Origin of the sequence: Craterilacuibacter sinensis (assembly GCF_009831765.1) — a bacterium.
Classification (GTDB): Bacteria; Pseudomonadota; Gammaproteobacteria; order Burkholderiales; family Chromobacteriaceae; genus Craterilacuibacter; species Craterilacuibacter sinensis.
This window is the reverse complement of the sequence record NZ_WSSB01000006.1, coordinates 89,268-115,773: the sequence shown is the minus strand read 5'-3', so window position 1 is coordinate 115,773 and position 26,506 is coordinate 89,268. Positions and strand designations below refer to the sequence as shown.

At 58.6% G+C, this 26,506-nt stretch carries 30 protein-coding genes; 5 read left to right on the top strand and 25 right to left on the bottom strand.

The window, feature by feature from the left end; genetic code table 11:
* Window positions 1–95: 95 nt before the first annotated feature.
* Window positions 96–500, bottom strand: a complete 405-nt coding sequence (arfB, locus tag GQF02_RS08200; protein WP_124735871.1) for an alternative ribosome rescue aminoacyl-tRNA hydrolase ArfB — start codon at window positions 498–500, stop codon at window positions 96–98.
* Complete coding sequence (locus tag GQF02_RS08195; protein WP_235930114.1) at window positions 500–1,135, bottom strand: hypothetical protein; 636 nt, start codon at window positions 1,133–1,135, stop codon at window positions 500–502. The genes arfB and GQF02_RS08195 overlap by 1 nt, the downstream gene beginning before the upstream one ends.
* A gap of 242 nt (window positions 1,136–1,377) precedes the next feature.
* Between GQF02_RS08195 and GQF02_RS08190 the strand changes: the two genes are divergently transcribed.
* The 4 genes from GQF02_RS08190 to GQF02_RS08175 all read left to right on the top strand — a co-directional run bounded on the left by GQF02_RS08190 (window position 1,378) and on the right by GQF02_RS08175 (window position 3,367).
* Window positions 1,378–1,593 carry an alkylphosphonate utilization protein gene (locus GQF02_RS08190; protein WP_160796273.1) on the top strand — a complete coding sequence of 72 codons (216 nt, stop codon included), beginning with the start codon at window positions 1,378–1,380 and terminating at the stop codon, window positions 1,591–1,593.
* Window positions 1,594–1,772: 179 nt separating this feature from the next.
* The gene (locus tag GQF02_RS08185) at window positions 1,773–2,504 is read left to right on the top strand and encodes a peptidylprolyl isomerase (protein WP_124735868.1); all 732 of its coding nucleotides are present in this window, start codon (window positions 1,773–1,775) and stop codon (window positions 2,502–2,504) included.
* Between the two features lie 95 nt (window positions 2,505–2,599).
* Entirely contained in the window at window positions 2,600–3,058 is a 459-nt protein-coding gene (locus tag GQF02_RS08180; RefSeq protein ID WP_160796271.1) for a methyltransferase family protein, read from the top strand.
* Between the two features lie 60 nt (window positions 3,059–3,118).
* Window positions 3,119–3,367: a hypothetical protein gene (locus GQF02_RS08175; RefSeq protein WP_160796269.1), complete on the top strand. Its 249-nt coding sequence runs from the start codon at window positions 3,119–3,121 to the stop codon at window positions 3,365–3,367.
* Here the strand turns inward: GQF02_RS08175 and queF are convergent.
* The 4 genes from queF to queC are packed head-to-tail and all read right to left on the bottom strand — an operon-like array spanning window position 3,364 to window position 6,143.
* A complete protein-coding gene (gene queF, locus GQF02_RS08170) occupies window positions 3,364–3,798 on the bottom strand; it encodes a preQ(1) synthase (protein WP_160796267.1) in 435 nt (144 codons plus the stop codon). The two genes, GQF02_RS08175 and queF, sit on opposite strands and share 4 nt — an antisense overlap.
* Before the next feature lie 55 nt (window positions 3,799–3,853).
* Window positions 3,854–4,480 (bottom strand): 7-carboxy-7-deazaguanine synthase, encoded by a 627-nt coding sequence (gene queE, locus GQF02_RS08165; RefSeq protein WP_160796265.1) that lies wholly within the window; start codon window positions 4,478–4,480, stop codon window positions 3,854–3,856.
* Window positions 4,468–5,451 (bottom strand): 6-carboxytetrahydropterin synthase, encoded by a 984-nt coding sequence (locus tag GQF02_RS16250; RefSeq protein WP_220789387.1) that lies wholly within the window; start codon window positions 5,449–5,451, stop codon window positions 4,468–4,470. The genes queE and GQF02_RS16250 overlap by 13 nt, the downstream gene beginning before the upstream one ends.
* Window positions 5,451–6,143, bottom strand: coding sequence for a 7-cyano-7-deazaguanine synthase QueC (gene queC, locus GQF02_RS08155; RefSeq protein ID WP_160796263.1), 693 nt, complete (start codon window positions 6,141–6,143; stop codon window positions 5,451–5,453). Before queC ends, GQF02_RS16250 begins: the two co-directional genes overlap by 1 nt.
* A gap of 377 nt (window positions 6,144–6,520) precedes the next feature.
* Between queC and arcD the strand changes: the two genes are divergently transcribed.
* Complete coding sequence (gene arcD / locus GQF02_RS08150) at window positions 6,521–7,933, top strand: arginine-ornithine antiporter (RefSeq protein ID WP_160796261.1); 1,413 nt, start codon at window positions 6,521–6,523, stop codon at window positions 7,931–7,933.
* A gap of 261 nt (window positions 7,934–8,194) precedes the next feature.
* Here the strand turns inward: arcD and rnhB are convergent, their stop codons facing one another.
* From rnhB to GQF02_RS08055, 19 genes are all read right to left on the bottom strand, one after another.
* Complete coding sequence (gene rnhB / locus GQF02_RS08145; protein WP_160796259.1) at window positions 8,195–8,791, bottom strand: ribonuclease HII; 597 nt, start codon at window positions 8,789–8,791, stop codon at window positions 8,195–8,197.
* Window positions 8,773–9,954: a lipid-A-disaccharide synthase gene (gene lpxB / locus GQF02_RS08140; RefSeq protein WP_160796257.1), complete on the bottom strand. Its 1,182-nt coding sequence runs from the start codon at window positions 9,952–9,954 to the stop codon at window positions 8,773–8,775. The genes rnhB and lpxB overlap by 19 nt, the downstream gene beginning before the upstream one ends.
* A gap of 2 nt (window positions 9,955–9,956) precedes the next feature.
* Window positions 9,957–10,730: an acyl-ACP--UDP-N-acetylglucosamine O-acyltransferase gene (lpxA, locus tag GQF02_RS08135; protein ID WP_124735858.1), complete on the bottom strand. Its 774-nt coding sequence runs from the start codon at window positions 10,728–10,730 to the stop codon at window positions 9,957–9,959.
* 1 nt (window position 10,731) lies between these two features.
* Window positions 10,732–11,181, bottom strand: a complete 450-nt coding sequence (gene fabZ / locus GQF02_RS08130; protein WP_160796255.1) for a 3-hydroxyacyl-ACP dehydratase FabZ — start codon at window positions 11,179–11,181, stop codon at window positions 10,732–10,734.
* Window positions 11,178–12,221: a UDP-3-O-(3-hydroxymyristoyl)glucosamine N-acyltransferase gene (gene lpxD, locus GQF02_RS08125; RefSeq protein WP_160796253.1), complete on the bottom strand. Its 1,044-nt coding sequence runs from the start codon at window positions 12,219–12,221 to the stop codon at window positions 11,178–11,180. Before lpxD ends, fabZ begins: the two co-directional genes overlap by 4 nt.
* 86 nt (window positions 12,222–12,307) lie before the next feature.
* Window positions 12,308–12,793: an OmpH family outer membrane protein gene (locus tag GQF02_RS08120; RefSeq protein ID WP_160796251.1), complete on the bottom strand. Its 486-nt coding sequence runs from the start codon at window positions 12,791–12,793 to the stop codon at window positions 12,308–12,310.
* 10 nt (window positions 12,794–12,803) lie between these two features.
* Window positions 12,804–15,101 (bottom strand): outer membrane protein assembly factor BamA, encoded by a 2,298-nt coding sequence (bamA, locus tag GQF02_RS08115; RefSeq protein ID WP_160796249.1) that lies wholly within the window; start codon window positions 15,099–15,101, stop codon window positions 12,804–12,806.
* Between the two features lie 8 nt (window positions 15,102–15,109).
* Window positions 15,110–16,450 carry an RIP metalloprotease RseP gene (gene rseP / locus GQF02_RS08110; RefSeq protein ID WP_160796247.1) on the bottom strand — a complete coding sequence of 447 codons (1,341 nt, stop codon included), beginning with the start codon at window positions 16,448–16,450 and terminating at the stop codon, window positions 15,110–15,112.
* The gene (ispC, locus tag GQF02_RS08105; protein WP_160796245.1) at window positions 16,450–17,631 is read right to left on the bottom strand and encodes a 1-deoxy-D-xylulose-5-phosphate reductoisomerase; all 1,182 of its coding nucleotides are present in this window, start codon (window positions 17,629–17,631) and stop codon (window positions 16,450–16,452) included. Before ispC ends, rseP begins: the two co-directional genes overlap by 1 nt.
* Window positions 17,632–17,641: 10 nt before the next feature.
* Window positions 17,642–18,448: a phosphatidate cytidylyltransferase gene (locus GQF02_RS08100; RefSeq protein ID WP_160796242.1), complete on the bottom strand. Its 807-nt coding sequence runs from the start codon at window positions 18,446–18,448 to the stop codon at window positions 17,642–17,644.
* Window positions 18,449–18,451: 3 nt separating this feature from the next.
* Window positions 18,452–19,201, bottom strand: a complete 750-nt coding sequence (uppS, locus tag GQF02_RS08095; RefSeq protein ID WP_160796240.1) for a polyprenyl diphosphate synthase — start codon at window positions 19,199–19,201, stop codon at window positions 18,452–18,454.
* 10 nt (window positions 19,202–19,211) lie between these two features.
* Complete coding sequence (frr, locus tag GQF02_RS08090; protein ID WP_124735849.1) at window positions 19,212–19,769, bottom strand: ribosome recycling factor; 558 nt, start codon at window positions 19,767–19,769, stop codon at window positions 19,212–19,214.
* Between the two features lie 78 nt (window positions 19,770–19,847).
* A complete protein-coding gene (gene pyrH / locus GQF02_RS08085; protein ID WP_124735848.1) occupies window positions 19,848–20,567 on the bottom strand; it encodes a UMP kinase in 720 nt (239 codons plus the stop codon).
* Between the two features lie 88 nt (window positions 20,568–20,655).
* On the bottom strand, window positions 20,656–21,522 hold the full coding sequence (gene tsf / locus GQF02_RS08080) for a translation elongation factor Ts (RefSeq protein WP_124735847.1): 867 nt from the start codon (window positions 21,520–21,522) through the stop codon (window positions 20,656–20,658).
* Between the two features lie 76 nt (window positions 21,523–21,598).
* Window positions 21,599–22,327: a 30S ribosomal protein S2 gene (rpsB, locus tag GQF02_RS08075; protein ID WP_124735846.1), complete on the bottom strand. Its 729-nt coding sequence runs from the start codon at window positions 22,325–22,327 to the stop codon at window positions 21,599–21,601.
* Window positions 22,328–22,455: 128 nt separating this feature from the next.
* On the bottom strand, window positions 22,456–22,650 hold the full coding sequence (locus GQF02_RS08070) for a hypothetical protein (RefSeq protein ID WP_124735845.1): 195 nt from the start codon (window positions 22,648–22,650) through the stop codon (window positions 22,456–22,458).
* Window positions 22,651–22,775: 125 nt separating this feature from the next.
* A complete protein-coding gene (glyA, locus tag GQF02_RS08065; protein ID WP_124735844.1) occupies window positions 22,776–24,023 on the bottom strand; it encodes a serine hydroxymethyltransferase in 1,248 nt (415 codons plus the stop codon).
* Window positions 24,024–24,118: 95 nt separating this feature from the next.
* Window positions 24,119–25,210, bottom strand: coding sequence for a hypothetical protein (locus GQF02_RS08060; protein ID WP_160796238.1), 1,092 nt, complete (start codon window positions 25,208–25,210; stop codon window positions 24,119–24,121).
* A 451-nt stretch (window positions 25,211–25,661) separates the two neighbouring features.
* Complete coding sequence (locus GQF02_RS08055) at window positions 25,662–26,417, bottom strand: substrate-binding periplasmic protein (protein ID WP_160796236.1); 756 nt, start codon at window positions 26,415–26,417, stop codon at window positions 25,662–25,664.
* Window positions 26,418–26,506: the final 89 nt, after the last annotated feature.

Below are 26,506 nucleotides of genomic sequence, written 5' to 3'. Positions count from 1 at the left end.
AACTCTGAAAAAAGACAAGCGCCGCAAGCCCGGCAGACACCGCTATCACGAGAAAAAACAGCACACAGCAAGCGCGACTCAGGGCACAACAGAACTCACTCGCCGGCGACCTTGCCGCGCAGCGCCTTGACGGCGCCGCGCTTGGCCTTGCCTTCCAGGCGCCGCTTGCGCGAACCCAGCGTCGGCCGCGTCGCATGACGCAGCTTGGGCACATGGGCCGCTTCATCGATCAGCGCCTGCAAGCGCGCCAGTGCATCGGCGCGGTTCAATGGCTGGCTGCGATGCTGCTGCGCCTTGATCACCAATACGCCGTCGCGGCTCAAACGCGAATCGGCCCGCGCCAGCAGGCGCAGCTTGATGCCTTCTGGCAAGCTGGAAGCCATCACATCAAAACGCAGTTGTACTGCACTGGAAACCTTGTTGACATTCTGTCCGCCTGCGCCTTGCGCACGCATGGCCGAAAACTCGACTTCGGTTTCCAGCAGCAGATAGCGCTGCATCACGCCTGCGCAATACGCAAGTCGCGTGCGCCGTCAGCCAGGTCAATATCCTGATAACGCAACAAACCGGGCAAAGTAGCCGGCAATGCCTCATCCAGCGCCTTGCCCTGCAACAGGGCGATGGCCGGCGCTACCACACACTCGACCAGACCCGCCTCGCTATCGACCGCATCCAGTTGCAACGAGTACAGCCACTCATCACCGAACGGCGACTCGGACTCGTCCCAGCTCAACAAGCGCCCTTCCCGGTTGCGCCACGGCTGCCAGCCATCAGCCGGAAAGCCGATATAGGCGTCGTAATCAAAGCTGAACTCGCATGCCCAGTGCGCCACATGCATCACGGCACCCAAGGGTGCATGGTCCACCGCGGCGTGCGGCACACCGTTGCCGGACAGGCTGATCTGGATATTGATCCACGCCACCTCGACATCCTTGCGGTTTTCGCGCTGTAAAATCGGAAAACTCAAGGCCAGCGCACTACGCTCGCCCGCCGTTTTCTGTACTTCGCTCAACATCTTGCCCGGCTTGCCAAGCTTGGCGGCCGCGATCGCTTCCGGCAGCTGGGCATTCAATACCTGCTCCAGCGCCTTGACCTTGCGCCACACCTCGTTGGCATTGTTCTGCTGTTGACTCATGCTACCCATCCCTCAAATCCTTGCGACGCCCTGACGGGCGAAAACCCGCATGATACCGGCAATCCGCCAGTGCGGCGACCGCGCCCGCCGGCAAAACACCAGCGCTGGCGTCTACACTGGCAAAGCGTCATCCGGGCAGACAAAGTGGCGCGTTATAACCATTAATAGCAATGCCTTGGTGAACACCGCACCAAAGACTATAATGCCCGATTGAAAACCGGCCCCATCAAGGAAATCACATCATGGACGTAAGAGACAGCAACGGCACTTTGCTTGCCAGCGGCGACACCGTATCGGTTATCAAGGATCTCAAGGTCAAGGGTTCCTCCACCGTGATCAAGCGCGGCACCGTATTCAAGAACATCCGCGTCGATGAAGACGACGATGAGCATGTCGAATGCCGTAACGACAAGATCAAGGGCCTGATGCTCAAGACCTGCTTCCTGAAAAAAGCCTGATCCAGGCTTGCAGACAGACAAAAAGCGCGCACTCGGCGCGCTTTTTGTCTATCTGCAAGAAAGCACATGATTTGCAAGACGCGTGTATTGAGATCTGCACAAACGACCCCATTATCGAAAATAATCCGCAGCAAGCACCATGGCTGCACCCACCCTAAAGACAAGAACAGGAGCCTCTGATGGCTATCACCGTAAACGGCGTTGAAATTACCGAAGCTATGATTCAGGCCGAGCAGGAAAACCACGCCGATACGCCAAGCCCGCGCGACGCGGCCGTTCAGCAACTGATTCTGCACGAACTGCTGCTGCAAGAAGCCCGTGAAAATGGTATCGACACCGCCAATGATGGCGAAGCCATCGGCGCGCTGCTGGACAAGACCTTGCAGTTTAGCCCGGTCGACGAAGCGGCCTGCCTCGAGTTCTACAACACCTACCCCGAGCGTTTCCAGCAAGGCGAAAGTGCTGTTGCCAGCCACATCCTGTTCCCGCTGGCCGGCGACGAGCTGGCCAACAGCCTGACCCGCGCCAAAGCCGAAGGCGTGCTGGCCGATCTCATCGCCCATCCTGAACGCTTTGCCGATCTGGCACGCGAGCACTCCAGCTGCCCGTCCGGCCAGCAAGGCGGCAGCCTCGGCCAGTTCGGCCGCGGCCAGATGGTACCCGAGTTCGAGCAGGTCGTATTCAATACCGAAGCCGGCCAGATCGCACCGGAACTGGTCGCCACCCAGTTCGGCCACCACATCATCCAGGTGAACGAACGCCAAACCGGCGGCAAGGTCAGCTTTGAAGAAGTGAAAGAGCAGTTGCAGCAATACCTGAACGAAATGGCCGGCCGCAAGGTTATGCACGAGTACCTGGCCAAGCTGGTCGGCAATGCCAAGATCGAAGGCTTTGCCATGCCAGGCCTGTAAGGCTGACGCACAAGCACACACAACAACCGGGCCGCGTGCCCGGTTTTTTTGGTCTGGGGCAAACAGTCTGCCCATACGATCAGGGAGCCAGCGACATGGATAGACTCGAGCTCAAAATCCCGCCACCACTGCTATTTTTGCTTTTGGCGGGACTGATGTGGCTATTGGCCCGCGCCACCCCCGATATACGCGGGATAGAGGCCGGCGTTTATCCGGTGGCGGCGCTAACCTTGTCCGGCAGCCTGTTGCTGCTTGCCGGTGTCGCCGCCTTTATCCGGGCACGCACCAGCATAGACCCGCGTAAACCCGATGGCGCATCGGCGCTGGTCAGCAGCGGCATCTACCGCCTGAGCCGCAACCCCATGTATCTGGGCGACTTGTTGTTATTGGGCGCATGGGCGTTTTACTTGGGCAATGCGCTGACGCTTATCCTGCTGCCGGTGTTTGTACTCTACATGAACCGCTTCCAGATCCGGCCGGAAGAGCGCACGCTAGGCCAGCATTTCGGCGCCGCCTACCACGACTATTGCCAGCGCGTTCGGCGCTGGCTATGAAGCACTTGCCTGCGCCGCCTGGCGCAGGCAGACTGCAGCCCTTTTTCCGGAGATCCGCCCTTGCTGACCCTGCTTGCCTGCCGCATAGACCGTAGCCAGATGCTGCTGGTCAATACCCGCCTTGATGGTTACCCCGCCTACTTCCATATCGAACCGGTCGCGCTGGCCGATTATCTGGGTGTAGACAGCATCCCCGACCTGCCCGCCTGCCTGAGCGAAAACTGGCCGACACTTGCCCCGCTACTGGCCAAACTGGTACGCCGCTATGGCAACGACTTTACCGTCACCAGCACCATGCTCAAGCCTTAAGCCGGACTCTTCCACTCGGCCTTGGGCCACAGGGGAATGCCGCCGCGCGGAGTAAAACGCCCTTCGACTACGATATGGCGCGGCTTAAGCAGATTGACTAGATCATTGCAGATGCGGCAGATGCAGGACTCGTGAAACTCGCCATGCATGCGGAACGAACCCAGATACAGCTTGAGCGACTTGGATTCGACGCACCACTCCCCCGGCACCATGTCGATGACGATGGTCGCGAAATCGGGCTGACCGGTGACCGGGCACAGGCTGGTAAACTCGGGACAGGTGATGTTCAGACTGCCGGTCACGCCATTGGGGTTGATCGCGCTTTGGGCATAGGGATTGGGAAAGCGCTCCAGCAAGCTGGCGTCCGGCTCGTCGTAACGGTAGTCGGTTTTCTTGTTGCCCAGCGATTGCAGATCGGTATGCAGGTCCATGATATGGCTCCGGATGCGAAAATTAAGGAATGAGGAATAATGGGCGCGGGGACAGCTAGCGGATGCCAACCAGCTTGTGCCCCTGCAGCGACAAACGCCAGTGCGGCGCACGCATGCAGTAGTCAATGGCGGCGGCGGTATTGCCGGCGCGGGCGCAATCATCCATAGGCTGCAGCCAGGCGTGGGCAAAGCCGGTGGTATCGACATCGTGCGGCAGCAAGCCGGTTTGCGGATACACCAGCTTGATTTCGTCGCCGTGGCGCTGCACCCAGTCGGCACCGGCCTTGGGGCTGACGCACAGCCAATCAATACCATCTGGCGCGGCCAGCGTGCCGTTGGTTTCCACCCCGACTTCAAAGCCGCGCTCGTGCAGCGCTGCTATCAGCGCCTCGTCCAGCTGCAATAGTGGCTCGCCGCCGGTAAACACCACATAAGGCGTGCCGCCCAGCCCCTGCCACTGGCGGCAGATCTGGTCGGCCAGCGCCGCCGAACAGGCGAAACGTCCGCCATCAGGCCCGACGCCGACAAAATCAGTATCACAAAAGCGGCAAATCGACTTGGCGCGGTCCACCTCGCGCCCGCTCCACAAGTTGCAGCCGGCAAAGCGGCAAAACACCGCTGCACGGCCGGCATGTACGCCCTCGCCCTGCAACGTGTAGAAAATCTCTTTTACCGTGTACATGCACGCCCCCCGTCCAGCCACAGCAGCGCGCCATCGGTATCGTTTTCCAACAGGTCGATGCGCACCAGTTGTGGCAGCGCAAAATGCGTCGCCAGATAGCGGGCGATACCGGCGCAGTCAGTCGCACCAATGCCCGGCAACTGATCCAGCGCATGGTGGTCCAGCCGGGCATACAGCGGCGTGAACAGAGCCTTGACTTCACCAAAGTCGCGTACCCAGCCCTGCTCCGGGTCGATATCGCCAGCCAGATGCAGGCGCACCAGATAGCTGTGTCCGGTGTAGCGGCCCTGATCATCAAACGGCACCGCCGCTTCGAAGCGCTGCTCCTTCCAGATGCGCAGACCCTGATCATCAAAGCGGCTACCGGCCGTGGCCGTCTCGAACACTTCCACCGCCGCCATGGCCGGCAAGCGCGCCGACAATGCATCAAACAGCCAGCACGCAAGCACTTCGCTGGTCGGGTTTTCCAGGCCGGCAATCCGGTTCAACGTGCCGTGTTGCAACAAGGCATGCAGCGGCTGCCACGCTTTTTCCAGCGCCGCATAATCTGCCAGGCCAGCATCGGCCAGCAGGCGCACGCCAAAGCCATGGCCATGCAGCCGCCCGCACTGATGCCCTTCCGGCACATGCGGTAGCCAGTGCGCCGCTTCAAAACCGGTTTTCAGCCAGGCCCGCGCTTGACCCTCGGCATCCAGCTCCACCCCGCGACCGGGTGCGCTACGCAGCGACAAGGCGGCAGGCACGGCCAGATCGCTCGCCAGATGACGGATCAGGGTCAAATCATCAGGACAGGAAAAACGGGTATTCAGATCGCAGTAGTCCAGCCCCGCGCATATGGCGCCAAGGCGCGCGCGCAAATCGGCCAAAGGCAGATCAGCCTTGGCGGTAACGGAAAAACTGTGGCCATGGGGAATGGCGGACAGGCTGCGGGCCGCCTCGAAGCCTGCCTTGGCAATATGCAGCATACGCATCAGCAGCCTCCCACGCGTACAACAAGCGGGTCAGCCACACCAGCCTCGGCAAAGCCCTTGGCACGCAACAGGCAGGATGCACACTCGCCGCACGGCGGCACCGCGCCCTGATAACAGGTGTGACTGTAAGCCAGTGCATCCAGCGCACCGACCTCTTCGGCCAGATGCACGGTTTGCGCCTTGCTCATGAACATCAGCGGCGCATGCAAGGTGATACGGCTATCCATGCCCAGATTGATCGCCAGCTCCAGTGCCTTGAGCGTGTTCTCGCGGCAATCGGGATAGCCCGAATAGTCAGTCTGCGCCACGCCGTTCACGACATTGGCGATGCCGCGCTGCCAGGCATGGGCGGCGGCAAAGGTCAGAAAGATCAGGTTGCGCCCGGGCACAAAGGTGTTGGGCAGCGCACCGTCGCTGCGCACGCCGTCTTCGGGGGCGATAGCCGCATCGGTCAGCGCATTGCCGCCCATGGCGGCAAAGGTATCAATCGGAAGGATGGTATGGCGGACGCCAGCCATGGCCGCGATGGTGCGAGCGCAGTCCAGCTCCACGCGGTGGCGCTGGCCGTAATCGAAAGTCACGGTCTCTACATGGGGAAAGCGCGACAGGGCCCAGTACAAACAGGTGGTCGAGTCTTGTCCTCCGGACAGCACAACAAGGGCGCGGTCGGGTTCCAGCGGGGTATGGCTCATATTGTCCTTCGAGAACAGTCGAAGTGAATCGGAAAGCAGCCGCTCGGTCTCGCGGTGCGGGGCGCATTCTAAAGGCAAGCGACTACTACTGCCAAGCACAAAGTCTTGCACGAGCCAAAAAGCCATGCGGAGGCTGTTGCGTGCAAAAAGTCGGCAAACACCCGACAAGATGCTGCAAAACCCGATGCGCCGTCTATAACACAGAGCAGTTGCCGCACTACCGATTGGTCATATACCGGCCATGCCAAACCGAAAGCACGCAGGTTTGCATCCCGGTTAATGGGTTCAGCTACACCGCAGCACGCTATTTCGCATTTTGACGCCGATGCCGCGGCAAGCATCCAGCTTGCAGCACATCAATTTTTCTGGAGGAAGTCATGTCTGACAACAGACTGAAACTGGGTGCCCTCACCGCACTGGTGGTCGGCTCAATGATAGGTGGCGGCATTTTCTCGCTACCTCAAAACATGGCGGCCGGCGCAGGTGCCGGCGCCATTATCATAGGCTGGGCCATTACCTTTGTCGGCATGCTGGCACTGGCTTTTGTTTTCCAGCAACTGGCAACCCGAAAACCCGAAGTCACTGGTGGCGTCTACGGTTATGCCCGCGCTGCACTGGGGGACTATGTCGGTTTCAACTCGGCCTGGGGCTACTGGATCTCGGCCTGGATAGGCAACGTCGCCTACTTTGTGGTGATGTTCTCCGCCCTGTCGTTCTGGTTCCCGATGTTTGGCGAAGGCAATACCGGCGCCGCCATTATCTGCGCCTCCATCTTGCTGTGGGCACTGCACTTTCTGGTACTGCGCGGCGTGCAGGGTGCGGCGATGATCAACACCATCACCACCATCGCCAAGCTGGTGCCACTGGCACTGTTTATCCTGATCGTACTGTTTGCCTTCAAGATCGACACCTTCAATCTCGATTTCTGGGGCAAACCCGAACTGGGCTCCATTGTCGACCAGGTGAAAAGCACCATGCTGGTGACCGTATGGGTGTTTATCGGCATTGAAGGCGCGTCGATGTTCTCCAGCCGCGCCCAGAGCATGGCCGACGTAGGCAGGGCCACCGTAATCGGCTTTTTGCTCACCATAGCCTTGCTGATTGCGGTATCGGTTCTATCCATGGGCATTCTGACCCAGAGTGAACTGGCTGCGCTGAAGAACCCGTCCACCGCCTATGTGCTGGAAGCGGCAGTCGGCCCCTGGGGCGCCAACCTGATGAATGCCGGTCTGGTGATTTCGGTCGGCGGCGCCTTGCTGGCCTGGACGCTGCTATGCGGGGAGACGCCTTACCTTGCCGCCAAGGACGGCATGATGCCTGCCGTATTCAGCAAGACCAATGCCAACGGCTCGCCCGAGCCGTCGCTATGGCTGACCAACGGCATGATCCAGTTATTTCTGGTCATCACCTACTTCAACGGCGCGGTGTATCTGAGCCTGGTGCAACTGGCCACCTCGATGATTCTGCTGCCCTATCTGTTCTGCGCCATTTACTCGTGGATGGTAGTTCAGCGCGGCGAAGGCTATAAGAGCGGAGAGTCGACCGGCAAGGATATGCTGGTAGCGGTGCTCGCCACCGTTTACGGCATATGGTTGCTATACGCAGCCGGCTTGCAATACCTGCTGCTCTCCATGGTGCTCTACGCCCCAGGCCTGCTGTTCTATGTCTGGGCACGCAAAGAAAAAGCACAAAAACCGTTTAACGGCGGTGAAACCATTCTTGCCATCCTGATTGTGGCACTGGGAATCTATGCCGCTTACGGCTTGGTAGTAGGCACGCTGAAACTGTAAGTCCCCTGCGCTGCGGCACTCGTCAGCCTGCCACAAAAAAACAGGGCGTCTCCCGATTCAAGGAGCGCCCTGTTTTTACCTTCAGCAGCTTCACCGACGCTGCGCGCCATCAAGTCCTTTAGAGCCTGCTCACGATTTGCTGTGCGTTGGCGATACGGCGTTAAAAACGGCTTCGAAATGCTCATGTACCGTATGTACACTCCGCTTTCTTAGCCGTTTTCGTCTTGTCTCGCGCTAGCTCGCGAGATCGTGAACACACTCTTAGAACAACTCGCCCTGATGCGCCTCCAGCCATTTTTTGACAGGGCCGAAACTCTTGCGATGTTCAGCCAGCACGCCATGCGCGGCGATGGCCGCCATATGCTCGGCGGTCGGATAGCCCTTGTGCCGGGCAAAGCCGTATTCGGGATGACGCGCATCCAATTCGAGCAAGGACGCATCGCGTGCCGTTTTAGCCAGAATAGAGGCCGCCGAAATGGCAGGCTCGGTCGCATCGCCCTTGACGATGGCCCGTGCCGGCATCAGCAGGCCGGTGGGTACGCGGTTGCCATCGATGATGGCCTCGACAGGTTGCCGATCCAGCCCCTCCAGTGCACGACGCATGGCCAGCATGGTCGCGTGCAGGATATTCAGCGTATCGATTTCCGCAACGCTGGCGCGGGCAATGTGCCAGCACAAGGCCTTTTCGCGTATTTCCAGCGCCAATGCGTCACGCTTGGCCTCGGACAGTTTTTTCGAGTCGGCCAGGCCCGCGATCGGCCGCGCCGGATCGAGTATCACAGCGGCCGCATAGACTTCACCGGCCAAGGGGCCCCTGCCCGCCTCATCCACGCCGGCAATCAGACTGATTTGCTGCATCCTGCCACCTCCAGTACCGCATCTGCCGCCAGACTCGCCGTGTCCTGCTTCAAAGCCAGATGCAGGCGGGTAAACTCCGCCACCACCTCGGCTTGATAAGCCGCATCCTGATAGATACGGATCAGTTCAGCCGCCAGTTTTTGCGGCGTTGCCTCGCCTTGCAACAACTCGGGCACCACCGCGCGTCCGGCAAGAATATTGGGCAAGCCGACCCAAGGCAGCTTGATCTTGCGCTTGACCAGCCAGTAGGTGAACGCCGAGAGCTTGTAGCTGATCACCATGGGACGCTTGGTCAGCGCCACTTCCAGCGTGGCGGTACCACTGGTCACCAGCACCACATCGCTGGCTATCATCGCCATCTGCGCATGACCGATCAACTTGCGTAGCGGCAGATCCCATGCCTTGTGTTCGGTAAGCAAGGCATCGAACCTGTCCATCGTTGCGCGCGTGGCCAGCGGCACCAGAAACTGTGCATCCGGATAGGTCTGAAGCAATAAACGCGCCGCTGCCAGATACACCGGCATCATGAAGTCCAGCTCGCTTACGCGCGAGCCCGGCAGCAAGGCAAACACCGGCACGGTTTGCGCCAAGCCCAGTTCGCGCCGCATTGCGGCCTTGTCCGGCACGATCGCAATTTCGCTGGCCAAGGGGTGGCCAACAAAGGACACCGGCACACCATATTTTTCATATAGCGGCGGCTCCATCGGAAACAGGCACAGCATGCGCGACACCGATTCGCCGATTTTGGCCACCCGCTCGGGCCGCCAGGCCCAGACCGAAGGGCTGACATAATGCACGGTTGCCAGCCCACCGGACTTGAGCGACTTTTCCAGCCCCAGATTGAAGTCGGGCGCATCCACACCGATAAACACATCGGGGCGTTCAAGCAGCAAGGCGTTTTTCAGACGACGCCGTATCCCCAATAGTTCGGGCAAGCGCGACAGTACTTCCAGATAGCCGCGCACAGCCAGACGCTCCTGCGGCACCATGCTATGAAAGCCGCGCGCCAGCATGCGCGGCCCGCCTATGCCGGCAAACTCCACCTCGGGGTGACGTGCCTTGATGGCATCAATCAGATAGGCGCCCAACAGATCGCCGGACGCCTCTCCGGCGACCATGGCCACCTTGAGCGCGCCCGGCTTGCGGAATAAAGATTCCCCCATGGTCAGCGGATAATCCCTCGCGCCGATTGGGCAAAGAAGCGAGTGAAAGGCTCAAGCTCGGGCTGAGCCGTCACCAGGCCGGCAACCGCAGCCTTGGCTTCGTCCAGCGACAGGCCCTGACGGTATAGCGCCTTATAGGCATTTTTCACCGCCCGTATCGCCTCGGCACTAAAGCCGCGACGCTTGAGGCCCTCGCTATTGATGCCCGCCGGCACGGCGCGGTTACCCGCAGCCATGATAAAGGGCGGCACATCCTGCGTCACCGCGCTGGAGAAAGCCGTCATGGCATGGTCGCCGATCACGGTAAACTGGTGCACGCTGGTAAAGCCGCCCAGAATCACCCAGTCGCCGATATGCACATGACCGGCCAGGGTCGCATTATTGGCGAAGATGGTATGGTTGCCGACCTGGCAGTCATGCGCCAGATGGACATAAGCCATGATCCAGTTATCGTTGCCGACACGGGTTACGCCCACATCCTGGGCGGTGCCCAGATTGAAGGTGCAGAATTCGCGTATGGTGTTGTTGTCGCCGATTTCCAGCCGGGTCGGCTCGCCGGCGTATTTCTTGTCCTGCGGGGCTGCGCCCAGCGAGCAGAACTGAAACACGCGGTTATTGCGTCCCAGACGGGTATGGCCTTCGATCACCACATGCGGGCCGATCCAGCAGCCCTCGCCTATCTCGACATGCGGGCCGATGATGGAGTAGGCGCCGATTTCGACATCGGCGGCGACTTTGGCATTCGCATCGACAATCGCCGTTGGATGGATAGCCATATCAGACCTCGCGTTTGGCACACATGATTTCAGCCTCGCACGCCACCTGGCCGTCGACCAGCGCGCGCGCCGTGTATTTGGCGATGCCGCGCTTGGCGGCAATCTGCTCGACTTCCAGCACCAGCTGGTCGCCCGGCACCACCTGACGCTTGAAGCGGGCATTGTCGATACCGACAAAGAAGTAAAGCTCGTTATCCTTGCGCTCGCCCGCACTCTTGATCGACAGCACGCCGGCGGCCTGCGCCAGTGCCTCGATAATCAGCACGCCCGGCATCACCGGATAGTCGCCGAAATGGCCAACAAAAAACGGCTCGTTGATGGTGACGTTTTTCAGTGCCTTGATGCGCTTGCCCGGCTCGAATTCGGTGACGCGGTCCACCAGCAAAAACGGGTAGCGGTGCGGCAGGTGGCGCATGATTTCACGCACATCGATCGTTACTTCTTCGCTCATTCGGCTTGTCCTTCTTTGTTTTTGATCTGTAAGAGTTCTTTTTCCAGCAGCTTGACCCGGTCAACCAGACGATCCAGATGGCGCAAATGCACGGCATTGGCCATCCAGTCCTTGGCAGTCGACATCGGATAGCTGGAGGCGTAGTTGTCGGCTTTTTTGATCGACTTGGACACCAGAGTGCCGCCGCCGATATGGGTACGGTCGGCAATTTCGATATGCCCGACCATCATGACAGCCCCGCCCAGCGTGCAGCGCGCACCTATCTTGCTGCTGCCGGCAATGCCGGTACAGCCGGCAATCGCCGTGTGTTCACCGATCTCGCAGTTGTGCGCGATCTGCACCAGATTATCTATTTTGGCGCCGGCACGGATCACCGTATCCGACAGCGCACCACGATCTATCGTGGTATTCGCGCCGACTTCGACATCGTCTTCAATCACGACGCGGCCGGTTTGCGGGATCTTGAACCAGTGATCCTTGTCCCAGGCCAGACCAAAACCATCGGCACCAATAACCGTGCCCGAATGGATAGCCACACGATGGCCAATATGGCAGCCATGATAGATGGTCACATTCGGGTACAGGGTCACATCGTCGCCCAGTACCACATGGTCGCCCAGCACCACACCCGGATAGAGGCGGCAACGCTCACCAATCACCACGCCACGCCCAACCGACACCAAGGGGCCGATTTCGCTGCTGTCCGCAACCTTTGCACTGGCGTCGACGACCGCGCGTGCATCTATCCCCGGCCGCAGGGCCGGAACGGGATTGAGCAGCGTCGCTACGCGGGCAAAATACAGATAAGGATCAGCGGTCACAATCAGGCTGCGCCCGGGTGCAGTGGCCTCATCAAGCATATCGGCACGCACAATCACGCAAGCGGCAGAGGACAAGGCCAGCTCGCGCCGGTACTTCGGGTTGGCAAGGAAAGTGATCTCGCCGGCCTGTGCGCTGCTAAGCGGAGCCAGCTTGACGATTTCACAGTCTTCACCAAGCAGTTCGCCACCGAGGTGACGGATAATTTCGGATAGTTTCATGGCAGTAATAAAGCCGACTTGACGTCGGCTGGCAATGGCGCGGACGCATCGGCGCCCGCGCAGCATAAACCGGACCGTGTCCGGGCTTATTTTTCCATTTCTTTCAACACGCGCGGCGTGATGTCAAACTTGGGATTGACGTAGACCGCATCCTGCAGCACCAGATCATACTGCTCTTTTTCGGCAATCTGGCGCACCAGACGGTTGGCCCGCTCCTGCACCGCAGCGAATTCTTCATTGCGGCGCTGGTTCAGGTCATCGCGAAAATCCCTGAGTTTGGCCTGATACTCGCGCTCCAGCGACCCCATCTCGCGCTCTATGGTACGGCGTGTCCCGTCATCCGGCTTTTTCGCCAGTTGCGCCTGCAAATCCTTGGCCTTGGCACCCAGACGCTTAAGCTCGGCTTCGCGCGGCGCAAACTCCCTCTCCAGTTTCTTCTGCGCAGCTTGTGCCGGCGCGGATTCGCTGTAAATGCGCTCGATCTTGATATAGCCGAACTTGAAGTCGGCCGCCGACGCCGAGCCGGCAAAAACAAGGCCCAGCGCCAGACACAGTGTATTGATCGCTTTCACAAAACCTCCCTTAGAAGACCGTGCCCAAGGTGAACTGGAAGCGCTGGATCTTGTCGCTTTCTTCCTTTTTCAACGGCACGGCATAGCTGAACTTCATCGGCCCGACCGGCGACAGCCAGGCCAGTGCAGCACCGGCCGAGTAACGCAGTTCGCCGGACATATCGCTGCCCGCAACCTTAGGGTCCCACAAGGTACCGGCATCGAAGAACAGGCTGGTACGCAGCGAGCGGTTATCCTTCATACCCGGGAAGGGGAACAGCAGCTCGATGCTGGTCTGCAGCTTGTGCGTGCCGCCCAGATAGTCTTCATCACCAAATTGATCCGTCTCCTTGGGCCCCATACTGCCATTGTCGAAGCCACGCACCGAGCCTATGCCGCCCATATAGAAGTTCTGGAAGAACGGCACATCCTTGGTTCTGCCATAGCCCTTGACGATACCCGCTTCACCGCTGGTAGCCAGAGTGAAGGTCTTGGACAGCGGGAAGAACCAGGTCACGCTAGGCGTAAAGCGCCAGTACTGGATATCGCCGCCAGGCAAGCCTGCTTCCAGACGCAAGCCCATGGTGCCGCCACGCGTCGGCCACAAGGCACTGTCGCGCGTATCGCGCCCCCAGCTGGCACTTCCCAGCAAGGTGGTATTCTTGGGACCATACTCGTCGACAAAGTCTTTATACCGATCCGGGCTCTCGGGGAATAGCGTCAGGTCAGTATTTTCTACGCCCAGACCCAGGTTGACACGGTCGTACTCGGTGATCGGTACGCCCATACGCAAACCGCCGCCAACCGTCGTGCTCTTATAGCGGCTCTGGTCGACTGCATCCGGGTCATACACGCGGTAGTAAGCATCATAACCAAGGCTCACGCCATCGGCGGTGAAATAAGGATCGGTAAATGATACCGACGCCTGCTTGTTAGCCTTGCCGTTGGAGAAGGCCAGCGCAATCGACTTGCCCGAACCCAGCACATTGCTTTGCGACACCGAGGCCGACAGCTGCAAACCCTCGCCCTGCACGAAACCGACACCGGCCTGTATGCTGCCGGTGGCGCGTTCCTTGACCGAGATCGCCATATCGACCTGATCCGGCGTTTCGGTCACCGGTGGCGTTTCGATATTGACGGTTTCGAAATAGCCCAGCAGTTCCAGACGTTCTTTGGAGCGCTTGATCGCCTCGCCGCTATAGGTGGAGGCCTCCAGCTGGCGCAGTTCGCGCCGGATCACTTCGTCACGGGTGCGGGTATTGCCGGCAATGGATACACGGCGCACATAGGTCTTGCGGCCCGGATCGACAAAAAAGGTCAGCTTGACGGTCTGCTTTTCCTTGTCAAGTTCAGGCACCACATTGACGTTGGCAAAGGCGTAGCCTTCGGCGCCCAGCTTGTCGGCAATGGCACTGACCGTTTCATTGACCTTCTCGCGCTCGAACAAAGCCCCGTCCTTGATCGCAATCAAAGGCTTGAGCGCAGTTTCGGCGACTTTCAAGTCACCGGCCAGACGCGTTTCCGACACGCGAAACGGCTTGCCCTCGGTCACATTGATGGTGAGGTAAACGTCTTTTTTGTCAGCGCTAATGGAAACCTGTGTCGACTCGATATTGAACTCGACATAGCCCTGGTTCTGGTAGAAAGCCTTGAGCTTTTCCAGATCGGCAGACAGTTTTTGCTTGGAGTACTGGTCATCGCGCGCCAGCCAGCTGGTCCAGCCGGACGGTGCCAGTGAAAACTCTTCCAGCAGATCATCCTGCGAAAAATCCTGGGCGCCGACGATCTTGATGTCGCGAATCTTGGCCGTCACGCCTTCGGTAATATCCAGCGTCACCGCCACGCGGTTGCGGTCCAGCCGCGTCACCGTAGGCTGGATCTCTACCGAGTATTTTCCCCGGCTGTAATACTGGCGCTTGAGCTCCTGTACCGCCTGATCCAGCAAAGCCTGATCAAAGATGCGGCCATCGGCCAGACCATTTTCCTTGAGCGCCTTTTTCAGCTGTTCCTTGTCGAATTCCTTGGCACCTTCGACCGTCAGCTGAGCCACCACCGGACGTTCGGCCACGGCAACGATAACGACATCACCTTCATGCTCGACCCGGACATCATTAAAAAAACCGGTGGCAAACAATGCCTTGATCGCGTCGGCAGCCTTCTGGCTGTCAAACGTATCGCCCACCTTGACCGGCAGATAGCTGAACACCGTACCGGGCTCGGTACGCTGCAAGCCTTCTACCTTGATATCCTTGATGACAAAGCTGCTTTCAGCCTGAGCCTGGGCCATAAAGGCCATGGCAAGTGCAGCGACTAATGTTGTTGTTTTCATGCTTGGCGTCAGCCTCCGAGCAGTCGGCCCAAATCATTGAAGAGGGCAAGAACCATAAGTGCCATGATAATGGCAAAACCGATGCGCTGGCCAAACTGCTGAACCTGTTCGCTCAACGGCCGGCCCCTGATAATTTCTGCCACATAATACAGCAAGTGCCCCCCGTCCAGCACCGGCACAGGCAACAGATTGAGTACGCCAAGACTAATACTGATGACAGCCATGAATGCAAGATAACTTTGCCAGCCCTGATTGGCACTCTTGCCGGCATAGTCGGCAATGGTAAACGGACCGCTGACCGCATCCAGCGACACCTGACCGAACAACATGCCACCCATCATTCTTAGCGTGGTCACCGACATGGACCAGGTGCGGGACAGCGCCGCCTCCAGCGCTTCAAACGGGGTGTAATCTACGCGCAAGAGCAAGGACTGGCTCCAGGCACGATCAACTTCGGGGGCCGCACCAATACGTCCACTGGCCTGCCCGTCCTGCATCACCGTATCCGGGCGCAAAGTCAAATCCAGCGTTTTACCCGCGCGTTCAACTTGAAGCTGCATCGACTTTCCGGGATGATTTTTCACCACCTCCACCCAGTCCGCCCAGGTTTTGACCGGTACGCCATCCATGGCCAGCAAGGTATCTCCTACCTTGAGTCCGGCCTTCGCACCCGCGCCCGAGGGCTCAAGCATGGCAATTTTCGGCAAATAGCGCGCAGGCATCATCCCCAGCTTGCTCAGGCTTTTTTCATCCAGCTGCGTCAGGCCAAAACGCGGCAGGTCGACCTGTAGTTCACGGCGCGTGCCGCCTTGCTCCACGCTTAAAACAAGCTGGCCTTCATTGGCGATACCTTCATTGACGGCATCACTGATCGCCTCCCAGTTGGGTGTCGCCTGACCGTTGATCGCGACAAGCCGGTCACCTGCCTGCACTCCGGCCGCCGCTGCCGCACTTTGCTGCGCCACGGTTCCGACCAAGGGCTGCACGGCCGTGCCACCGGGCAGCAGCACCAGCCAGAACAGAGCGATGGCCAGCAGGAAGTTAGCCAGCGGTCCGGCTGCAACAATGGCGATACGTTTGTAAACCGACTGATTATTGAATGCCAGATGGCGATCTTCCGCCCTGACTTCCCCCTCGCGCTCGTCCAGCATCTTGACGTAGCCGCCCAGAGGAATCGCCGCCAACACCCATTCGGTGTCGCCGCGCTGCCGTTTCAATAGCGGCTTGCCAAAGCCGATGGAAAAACGCAGCACGCGCACACCGCACCAGCGCGCAACCTGATAATGACCATACTCGTGAAAGGTTACCAGCACGCCGATTGCCAGCAAAAATGCGAGTACTGTCAGCATCAGCCTATCCTCGTCGCAACAAAACGCCGCGCCTCGGCGTCGCGCGCCATCAGGCCGTCTATCGAAGTACTGGCCGACAAATCCAGCGCCGCAAGCGCGGCTTCAACCTGGCGCGCAATATCGGCAAAGCCGATTTTTCCGGCCAGAAAAGCCGCCACGGCAACTTCATTGGCGGCATTCAGCACGCAACAGGCATCCCCGCCCGCGGACAGGGCCTGATAGGCCAGCGCAAGGCACGGGAAGCGTGCCATATCCGGCGCTTCGAAAGTCAGGCTACCCAGTTTAAGAAAGTCCAGCCGCTCGACACCCGCTTCGATGCGCTCGGGCCAGGATAAGGCATAGGCAATCGGCGTACGCATGTCCGGCGCACCCAACTGGGCAATCACCGAGCCATCGCGATAGCGCACCATGGAGTGAATCACGCTTTGCGGATGCACCACCACCTCGATATCGGCCGCCGGCATATTGAACAGCCAGTGTGCCTCGATCAGTTCCAGCCCCTTGTTCATCAGCGTGGCGGAATCGACCGAAATCTTGCGCCCCATGGACCAGTTGGGGTGGGCGCATGCTTGCTCCACGGTCACATGCTCAAGATCAGCCGCTGCCATACGGCGAAACGGCCCACCCGACGCGGTCAGCACCAGTTTTTCTACGCCGCTGGCCGCCATATCGCCGTTAAAACCAGAGGGCAGCGACTGGAAAATCGCATTATGTTCACTGTCTACCGGCAGCAGGGTCGCGCCACTGGCGCGCACGGCCTGCATAAACAGCGCACCGGCCACCACCAGGGATTCCTTATTGGCCAGCATCACGCGTTTGCCGGCACGCGCCGCCGCCATGGCGGGGCGCAAACCGGCCGCACCGACGATTGCCGCCATCACCGCATCGGTTTGCGGCAAAGAGGCCACCGTTTCCAGCGCGCCCTCCCCCTGCAATACCTCGGTGCGAATACCGGCAACCGACAGTCGCGGGCGCAGCTCGCGGGCAGCCGCCTCATTGGCAACGACGGCAAACAAGGGCTTGAAGCGGCAGCACTGCTCGAACAGCAGATCCAGCTGCGAATACGCCGTCAGCGCCACCAGATGGAAACGCTCGGGATGCAGCGCCAGCACGTCCAGCGTGCTCTTGCCTATGCTGCCGGTTGAACCCAGCAGCGTAACGCCCAAAGAAGAACGCGACATGTCATGGCCTCTAGATAAACGTGCGGGACAGCGCCATCAGCGCATTAGTCACCGCCAGAACCGCAATCAGGCTGTCGATACGGTCATAAACCCCGCCATGCCCTGGCAATAGCGCGCTGCTATCCTTGACCCCTGCCGCACGCTTGAACCAGGACTCGAGCAAATCCCCCTCGACGCTGACCATGGTCATAGCCAGTGCCAGCGGCACCAGGCCCCATAGCGGCAGGCTCACATTAATCCAGCCCAGCTGCGTGACCAGTACTACATAAGCCACCACCGCCACTAACGCCCCATAGACGCCAGCCCAGCTTTTACCCGGGCTGATGGCAGGCGCCAGCTTTCTTTTGCCGAAGGTGCGGCCACTGAAATAGGCCGCCACATCAGCAACCCACACTAGGCCCATTATGGCAAGCAGCGCATAGCCATCAGCCGGTGTCGGCCTGAGTTCGATAAAAGCAAACCAGCATGGAAACAACATGGCCCAGCCCAGCACCATGGCAGCGGGCTGATGGGTCAAACGCCAGCGCCTGGCCAGCCACAAAGGAGCCAGCACCAGCCAGAAAGCCAGTACACCGAGTTGCGCGACAAGCGGCAATGTCCAGCCCTGCAGCCAGGCAAGGCCAGCGATGGCGCTGGACACGGCAAGATAGCCCCACTGCATGGGACCTGCCAGACCCGCCATACGGGAGAACTCCCACAGGGCCACGCCGACAATCAACCAGGAAAATGCGGCCCAGAGCGGCGACGGAAAAACAAACAATGCCGCCAGCATTAACGGCAGCAAGACTAAAGCAGTCAGAATACGGGTCTTGAGCATGGGTCAGCCTCGTTGTTGATCGGGCGGCAGTTGTTCGCTGGTACGCCCGTAACGGCGTTCGCGCTGCCGGTACGAGGCAATGGCGGCTTCAAGTGCCTGCCGGTCAAAGTCCGGCCACAGCAGATCGGTAAAATACAACTCGCTATAGGCCAGTTGCCACAACAGGAAATTGCTGATGCGTTGCTCGCCACCGGTACGGATAAAAAGATCAGGCTCTGGCGCATCGCCAAAAGACAGCCTGCCGTACAGCGTATCTTCACTGATATGGCTTGCACCCTCGGCGATCAGCTGGTTGACCGCATTCAGGATGTCCCAGCGCCCGCCGTAATCGGCAGCAATCGCCAGCGTCAAGCCTGTGTTCGCCGCGGTCAGCGCCTCGGCAGCCACGATACGCGCCTGCAACTCGGGGGCAAAACGCTCACGCGAACCTATCACTTTGAGTCGGATATTTCGCTCATGCAGACGCTTGGCTTCACGCTCGAGCGCGGAGATAAACAGCCCCATCAAAAAGGAGACTTCCTCGGCCGGCCGGCGCCAGTTCTCGGTAGAGAAGGCAAACAGGGTCAGGTACTCGACCCCCATCTCGGCACAGCCCTTGACCGTTTCCCGCACAGCATCAAGACCGCGTTTATGACCGGCCACACGCGGCAACAGGCGCTTTTTAGCCCAGCGCCCGTTACCATCGAGGATAATCGCCACATGACGCGGCACCGGATGCGCGTCCGGCACCGCTACAGTTGAACTACCAAGCAAATCGAGCCCCTTATACCGCCATCAGGTCGGTTTCTTTGGCGGCCAGCGCCTTGTCGACTTCGGCAATGTACTTGTCGGTCAGCTTCTGGATATCGTCCTGGGTGCGACGCTCGTCGTCTTCGGTAATATCCTTGTCTTTCAGCAGCGACTTCAACTCGTTATTGGCATCACGGCGGATATTACGCACCGATACGCGCGCGCCTTCGGCTTCGCTGCGTACCACCTTGATCAGGTCGCGGCGGCGCTCTTCGGTCAACATCGGCATCGGTACGCGGATGAGATCACCCATCGCAGCCGGATTCAGGCCGAGGTCGCAATCGCGAATAGCCTTCTCGATCTTGGCCAGCATCGGTTTTTCCCAAGGCTGGACACCGATTGTGCGTGCATCGATCAGGTTGACACTGGCGACCTGAGCGACCGGCACAGGACTGCCATAGTAATCAACCATTACGTGATCAAGAATGCCGGTGTGTGCACGACCGGTACGTACCTTGTTCAGGTCGTTCTTGAAGACTTCCAGCGACTTCTGCATTTTCAGCTCGGCCGTTTTCTTGACGTCGTTGATCATGTTTACTCCACAGTGTATTTCTGAAAAACAAGGCGGAAAGCGGCGCACTCGCCGTTTCCGCCTGTCGTGTTCTAATGCTTAGCAGTGTACCAGCGTGCCTTCATCTTCGCCAAGCACGACGCGGCGCAGCGCGCCATTGCGGAAGATGCTGAATACCTTGATATTCAGGTTCTGGTCACGGCACAGCGCAAAGGCGGTCGCATCCATGACTTTGAGATTGCGAGAGATGGCCTCGTCAAAAGTCAGCGTCTGGTAGCGTACCGCTTCCGGATTCTTTTTCGGGTCGTCGGTGTACACGCCATCAACATTGGTGGCCTTCAGCATGATATCCACGTTCATTTCCATGCCGCGCAAGGCGGCAGCGGTGTCGGTGGTGAAAAACGGGTTGCCGGTACCGGCCCCAAAGATCACGACCTTACCTTCTTCCAGATACTGCATTGCCTTGCCACGCACATAAGGCTCAGCCACCTGCTGCATGGTCAGCGCCGACTGCACGCGCGCCACGATACCGATACGCTCCATCGCGTCTTTCAGCGCCAAGGCATTCATGACGGTGGCCATCATGCCCATATAGTCAGCGGTGGCACGATCCATGCCGGATGCTGCCTGGGATACGCCACGGAAAATATTGCCGCCACCAACCACGACACCAACCTGAACACCCATATCAACCACTTCCTTGACCTGGGATACGATCTGTTCGATGGTGGCACGGTTGATCCCGTAGCTATCCCCTCCCATCAGGGCCTCACCGGACAATTTCAACAGGATGCGTTTATAGGCAGGGGCTTGGCTCATGGTGTCCTCGGACTCGTGATTTTGATAGTGTACATTTGCAAAACGGCACCCCGAAACGAGGTGCCGTCCTTCGTAGCCGGATTAAGGCTTAAACCTTGGCGGCAGCAGCCACTTCAGCAGCGTAATCAACTACTTTTTTCTCAATGCCTTCGCCAACAACAAACATAGCGAATGCATTGACGGTTGCGCCCTGCTCGGACAGCAACTTCTCAACGGTGATGTCAGGGTTCTTGACGAACTGCTGACCAACCAGGGTGACTTCAGCCAGGTACTTGCGTACACGGCCTTCAACCATCTTGGCGGCGATATCGGCCGGCTTGCCTTCGGCAATAGCCTGCTCGGTAAAGATGCGGCGTTCGGTTTCCAGCGTCTCGGCAGGAACCTGCTCCTTGGATACGCAGATAGGCTTGGATGCAGCAATATGCATGGCCACGTCGCGACCCAGTGCTTCTTCGCCATTGATGTCAACAATCACACCAATCTTGGCGCCGTGCAGGTAAGTAGCGATCTTGCCGGTCGTGTCGTAGCGGGCAAAACGACGGATCGTCATGTTTTCGCCCAGCTTGGCGATCGCGGCCTTGCGGATGTCTTCTACGCTCTGGCCGTTAACGATAACGGCGGACAGCGCTTCAACATCGGCAGGGTTGGCCTTGGCAACGGCTTCGGCTGCAGCCTGGGTGAAGGCGAGGAAAGTCGCATCCTTGGCTACGAAGTCGGTTTCGCAGTTGACTTCGACCATGGCGCCCACACCACCTTCAACGAAAGTGGAAATAACGCCTTCGGCTGCGGTACGGCCGGCCAGCTTGGAAGCCTTGTTGCCGGACTTGATACGCAGGATTTCTTCAGCCTTGGCCATGTCGCCTTCGGCTTCGACCAGTGCTTTTTTGCATTCCATCATGCCCATCGAGGTTGCAGCGCGCAACTCGGCGACCATTTTCGCGGTGATTTCCGCCATTTTCAAACTCCTAGATTATGTGAAACAGGTAACCAGACCGGAAAAAAGGGGCTTGCGCCCCCTTGGTTTTCCCTGCTTACTCGGCAGCAGCCGGTTGGGCAGCTACGATTTCCTGCATCGCTTGTGCGCGACCTTCGAGTACCGCATCAGCGATACCACGAGCGTACAGGCGGATCGCACGACTGGAGTCGTCGTTACCCGGGATCACGAAATCGATACCCTCTGGGTTGTTATTGGTATCAACCACGCCAATAACTGGGATACCCAGTTTCTGGGCTTCAACGATGGTGCCCTTCTGGTAGCCGGTATCGATAACGAAGATGGCGTCTGGCAAGCCCTTCATATCCTTGATACCGCCCAGCGAACGCTCGAGTTTTTCAACTTCGCGCTGCATGTCCAGCAGTTCTTTCTTGTTGAAACCGCTTTCGTCCGCGTTAGCCAGCGCAGCAGACTTTTCTTCCAGACGCTTGATCGACTGCTTGACCGTCTTGTAGTTGGTCAGCATGCCGCCGAGCCAGCGGTGATCAACGAAAGGAACGCCTGCACGGCTAGCTTCTTCACGTACGATTTCACGCGCCTGACGCTTGGTGCCGACAAACATCACGGTACCCTTGTTCGCGGCCAAGCGGCGAACATAGTCCTGAGCACTGATAAACAGTGGCAGGGTTTTTTCCAGGTTGATGATGTGGATCTTGTTGCGGCTGCCGAAGATGTACTGAGCCATCTTTGGGTTCCAGAAGCGGGTTTGGTGACCGAAGTGAACGCCGGCCTCCAGCATTTGACGCATGGTAACGGTAGTGCTCATTAAATAAACTCCTAAGGGTTATGGGCTCCGTTCGCGCAAAAATCCTTGCGGACACCCTTTGGCGCGAACGTGCGTAGTTCCCCTAAATTCCGGGGACGCGGGATTCTATCACTGCCAGGGCGTTATCCTCAAGCTTTGCCATCATCTTGTGCAGATGCTGCAGCCTCGCGCCGTGCGCGCAAGCGGTGTATTTTCATCCAGACCCATAAAACCACGGGCAGCACGCCAAGCAGGGAAAAGGTCAATACGCCGGCAAGCACACTTTCTTGCGCCAGAGAAAACATCAGGATCACATACACCCAGCCCACCATCAGCAAATACATAGCAAAAGACCTTTGAATTGATTTCTACACCCGGGCCTGAAACCTTGCGGGCAAGCGTGAACGACACAACAAAAACGCCGCGCCCCAAATACGGGAAGCGCGGCGTTTTTGCAGTCAGATACGGCTTACTTGGCGTATACCGGGAAACGATGGCACAGGGCAGTCGCTTCAGCCGCTACTCGCGCAAGCACTGCCGCGTCTTCCGGCGCATCCAGTACATCGGCGATCAGATTGGCCACAATCACGGCTTCGGCTTCTTTAAAGCCACGGGTAGTGATCGCCGGGCTGCCGATACGGATGCCGGAGGTAATGAACGGGCTCTCCGGGTCATTCGGAATCGAATTCTTGTTGACGGTAATATGTGCCTTACCCAAAGCCGCATCGGCTGCCTTGCCGGTCAAGCCCTTGGCACGCAGATCCACCAGGAAGACATGGCTTTCGGTACGACCGGACACGATGCGCAGACCGCGTTCGGTCAGGGTACGTGCCATGGCATCAGCGTTCTTCAGCACTTGCTCCTGGTACGCCTTGAATTCAGGCTTGAGTGCTTCCTTGAAGGCGATGGCTTTACCGGCGATGACATGCATCAGCGGGCCGCCCTGCAAGGTCGGGAACACCGAAGAATTCAGGCTCTTCTCGTACTCTGCCTTGGCCAGAATGATGCCGCCGCGCGGGCCACGCAGAGTCTTGTGCGTGGTCGAGGTCACGAAGTCGGCATGCGGCACCGGGTTAGGGTAAACACCGGCGGCAATCAGACCGGCGTAGTGCGCCATATCCACCATAAAGTAAGCGCCGCACTTCTTGGCGATCTGGCCCATGCGTTCGAAATCGAAACGCAAGGCAAAGGCCGAAGCACCGCCAATAATCAGCTTGGGGCGGGTTTCCATGGCCACGCGCTCCATATCGTCGTAATCGATCTCTTCATTTTCATTGAGACCGTAAGCAACGATATTGAACATCTTGCCCGACAGGTTGGCCGGACTACCGTGCGTCAGGTGACCGCCATGACCAAGATTCATCCCCATCACGGTGTCACCCGGCTTGAGGATGGAGAAATACACCGCCTGATTGGCCTGGGAGCCGGAATGCGGCTGCACGTTGGCGTACTCGGCACCGAACAGTTGCTTGACGCGATCGATCGCCAGTTGCTCGACAACATCCACATGCTCGCAACCGCCATAGAAGCGCTTACCCGGATAGCCTTCGGCATACTTATTGGTCAGCTGGGAGCCTTGCGCCTCCATCACGGCCGGACTCGTGTAGTTCTCCGACGCAATCAGCTCGATATGGTCTTCCTGGCGCTGGCACTCTGCCTCAATGGCGGCGGAAAGTTCGGGGTCAAACTGGGCAATCGACTGGTCAGTAGCAAACATCTTCAACTCTTCCAAATCAAGGGTTCAGTAACGAGGCGTGATTTTACATCATTTGCCGCACGCACACGGCGGCTTTCCCCGCTCATACAGGTAAATCAGTGCGCGGCAGCCGATGCTGTATTGCCTGCATGCAGGAATAAACGCTCACCTTGCTGCTCTTCGGCCATCAAGCCCGTGACGATACGCACATCCTCGACCTGACACTCGGCCATCAGTTCGCGCACCATGGTCTCAATCGCCGGCACCGAATCCAGTGGCGACAGCGTCCAGACAAATCCCTCATCCGCACCCTCGCCGCTTACCGCCGACAAGGTGAAACGCAGCTCACCACCACTATGGGCGGCCAATACCGCAACCGGCGTCAGCGATTTATCGCGCAGACGGCGAATCTGGCTACTGGCAAAAGCCTGCAGCGCGACTTCATGCCGCGCCTTGCCGCCTTCCACCATGGCCTGCATCAGCATTTGTGGCGGGCGGGCAATCGGAAACAGATTAAGCCCTGAGGTTTTCAGCTGCTCGCCCAAAAACTTCATCAATGGCAAACCCCACGCCCCAACGGCACCACCGAGCTTGAGCGCAGACGGACGCCCCTCTTCCTGTATGGCAACCCCCAAGAGGTAACGCAGGAAGACGCCATCCTTGTGCACGGTCACCGCACGACCGGCCAGATTAGCCGGCAAGGCATCCATCATGCCCGCCGCCTCATGCGTCGCACGATAGATCTGGCCAGCCGAAATCTCAGACAGCGTATCCGGATGCAGCAAAGCACCGCCCAGCCACACTTCGGCACCGGGAGAAAATACCGCATGCTGGCGCAACAAGGCATTGAGCCCGGCCGCATCGCCAATTTCAGCCGGCAAGCTAACTTCACCGTCTGCGGCAGCCACCAGCACCAGCGGCATGGCAAAAAGTACCACATGCCGGCCGTCGGCCTGCTCTACCGCAGCGCGCAAGGCCTGCCATAGTTCACGATAGGCAGCGGCAGATGGCGCCATCGCCAGCGCAACCGACAGGGTCAGCATATCGTCGCGTTTAAGCACATCGCCCAGCGCCAAGCGCAAACCCTCGCGCCAAGATCCGGCATCGGCATCTGTTTTGGCATCAAGCGCAGAAACGGCGTGGTGTATCAGGCGGTTCGAAGCGAGCAAAGCGGGGTATTGACGCGGATCAGGAAGCTGACTGGGCATGGTGTCATCAAACGGCAATGTAAAACGGGTATTGTGGCATATAACGCGTATTCAGTATCTAGCAAGATAGCTACTTTCGTTTAGCGACACCCATTGTCATAAATTGCGACGTTTTCTTACATTTTGACGATTTAAGAACACACATTGATTGACAGTACATTACTAAAAACCGATAATTCAAGCTTGTTGAGATGCAGTGATGCTTCTTGATAGTTTCTCCTCTATTTCTCCTTTGTAGACTTGGCGCGGGCTCAAAAATCCCGCGCATTTTTTTGCCTGCCGTTTACGGAAAAACACAAGTCACTGATTTTTAAAGGTTTCTACCAAAACCGATCTCAGTCATACAGCTTGCCGCACACTACAGCGGCGCATAGCAAGCCCGGCGGCCACACACTAAAGCCCAGTCCCAAGCCCGGAAGCAGCAAAAAACAACAATTCCGAACATTCAGCCTCATATATCCAGCTGACGCACCAATGCAGCCAGCGCCCCGCTATGCTCAAGTTCCTGTAACGACTGATTCAACTGCGCCTGCAAATCCTCTGCCCCCATAGGCAAAACAATCGCATACTCGTCCAGACCGAATGCCGCATCAAAGCTAAGCGTATCAGTGGTTTCGACATGCAACACCCGCAGCACATGCTCATCACCAAATAAGGCATTGACTTCGCCCGCATGATAAGCCGCCTGCATCAGCACAGCATCCGGATAAGCCTTGATCTGCCCCGACTCAACGCCAAGGCGCGCCAGATGGTCATCGGCACGACTGTACTCCAGCACACCGATACGCCGGATTTGCTGCAGCGGCAGCGCAACCAGCGCCTGAGCGCGCAGCAAACCCTGACGCTCACGGTAGTACGGTCTGGTAAAGAGAAAGTTGCGCGCCCGTGCCGGCGTGACAGCAACCGCCGAAATCACCACATCCAGCCGCCTTTGCGCCAGCGACTGCAACAGACGCCGCCACGGCAGATTCACAAATACCAACTCCCGCCCCATATGCGAAGCGACCAGACGCATCAAGTCGATATCAAAACCGACCGGCTCACCGCGCGCATTGAGCGACTCGAACGGCGCATAAGCGGCGTTGATGCCGACGCGCAAAGGCTGTACCGCAACCCGGCCAAACACGCCAGAAAACGGTGACTGACTATCGTTGCAAGCAGTCAACACCCCCGAGAGCACACTCGCCAAAAAAACCCGCCGCCCCATGTCTTGCCCTGTATTACCCACAACCGACCTTTACCATTTAACCAATAAAAACGGGTCGCTATGGCGACCCGTTCACAACGACAGGCCAA

Coding starts and splice junctions, on each gene's coding strand:
- GQF02_RS08060 (WP_160796238.1), bottom strand. CDS start 25,210: ATGCCCAGTCAGCTTCCTGATCCGCGTCAATACCCCGCTTTGCTCGCT.
- rpsB (WP_124735846.1), bottom strand. CDS start 22,327: ATGAGCACTACCGTTACCATGCGTCAAATGCTGGAGGCCGGCGTTCAC.
- rseP (WP_160796247.1), bottom strand. CDS start 16,450: ATGCTGACAGTACTCGCATTTTTGCTGGCAATCGGCGTGCTGGTAACC.
- arfB (WP_124735871.1), bottom strand. CDS start 500: ATGCAGCGCTATCTGCTGCTGGAAACCGAAGTCGAGTTTTCGGCCATG.
- fabZ (WP_160796255.1), bottom strand. CDS start 11,181: ATGAGCGAAGAAGTAACGATCGATGTGCGTGAAATCATGCGCCACCTG.
- bamA (WP_160796249.1), bottom strand. CDS start 15,101: ATGAAAACAACAACATTAGTCGCTGCACTTGCCATGGCCTTTATGGCC.
- queE (WP_160796265.1), bottom strand. CDS start 4,480: ATGTACACGGTAAAAGAGATTTTCTACACGTTGCAGGGCGAGGGCGTA.
- GQF02_RS16250 (WP_220789387.1), bottom strand. CDS start 5,451: ATGCGTATGCTGCATATTGCCAAGGCAGGCTTCGAGGCGGCCCGCAGC.
- GQF02_RS08100 (WP_160796242.1), bottom strand. CDS start 18,448: ATGCTCAAGACCCGTATTCTGACTGCTTTAGTCTTGCTGCCGTTAATG.
- frr (WP_124735849.1), bottom strand. CDS start 19,769: ATGATCAACGACGTCAAGAAAACGGCCGAGCTGAAAATGCAGAAGTCG.
- GQF02_RS08195 (WP_235930114.1), bottom strand. CDS start 1,135: ATGAGTCAACAGCAGAACAATGCCAACGAGGTGTGGCGCAAGGTCAAG.
- lpxD (WP_160796253.1), bottom strand. CDS start 12,221: ATGAAACTATCCGAAATTATCCGTCACCTCGGTGGCGAACTGCTTGGT.
- lpxB (WP_160796257.1), bottom strand. CDS start 9,954: ATGGGGGAATCTTTATTCCGCAAGCCGGGCGCGCTCAAGGTGGCCATG.
- GQF02_RS08180 (WP_160796271.1), top strand. CDS start 2,600: ATGGATAGACTCGAGCTCAAAATCCCGCCACCACTGCTATTTTTGCTT.
- arcD (WP_160796261.1), top strand. CDS start 6,521: ATGTCTGACAACAGACTGAAACTGGGTGCCCTCACCGCACTGGTGGTC.
- ispC (WP_160796245.1), bottom strand. CDS start 17,631: ATGTCGCGTTCTTCTTTGGGCGTTACGCTGCTGGGTTCAACCGGCAGC.
- pyrH (WP_124735848.1), bottom strand. CDS start 20,567: ATGAGCCAAGCCCCTGCCTATAAACGCATCCTGTTGAAATTGTCCGGT.
- tsf (WP_124735847.1), bottom strand. CDS start 21,522: ATGGCGGAAATCACCGCGAAAATGGTCGCCGAGTTGCGCGCTGCAACC.
- GQF02_RS08070 (WP_124735845.1), bottom strand. CDS start 22,650: ATGTATTTGCTGATGGTGGGCTGGGTGTATGTGATCCTGATGTTTTCT.
- GQF02_RS08055 (WP_160796236.1), bottom strand. CDS start 26,417: ATGGGGCGGCGGGTTTTTTTGGCGAGTGTGCTCTCGGGGGTGTTGACT.
- queC (WP_160796263.1), bottom strand. CDS start 6,143: ATGAGCCATACCCCGCTGGAACCCGACCGCGCCCTTGTTGTGCTGTCC.
- lpxA (WP_124735858.1), bottom strand. CDS start 10,730: ATGGCTATCCATCCAACGGCGATTGTCGATGCGAATGCCAAAGTCGCC.
- glyA (WP_124735844.1), bottom strand. CDS start 24,023: ATGTTTGCTACTGACCAGTCGATTGCCCAGTTTGACCCCGAACTTTCC.
- GQF02_RS08190 (WP_160796273.1), top strand. CDS start 1,378: ATGGACGTAAGAGACAGCAACGGCACTTTGCTTGCCAGCGGCGACACC.
- rnhB (WP_160796259.1), bottom strand. CDS start 8,791: ATGCAGCAAATCAGTCTGATTGCCGGCGTGGATGAGGCGGGCAGGGGC.
- GQF02_RS08185 (WP_124735868.1), top strand. CDS start 1,773: ATGGCTATCACCGTAAACGGCGTTGAAATTACCGAAGCTATGATTCAG.
- queF (WP_160796267.1), bottom strand. CDS start 3,798: ATGGACCTGCATACCGATCTGCAATCGCTGGGCAACAAGAAAACCGAC.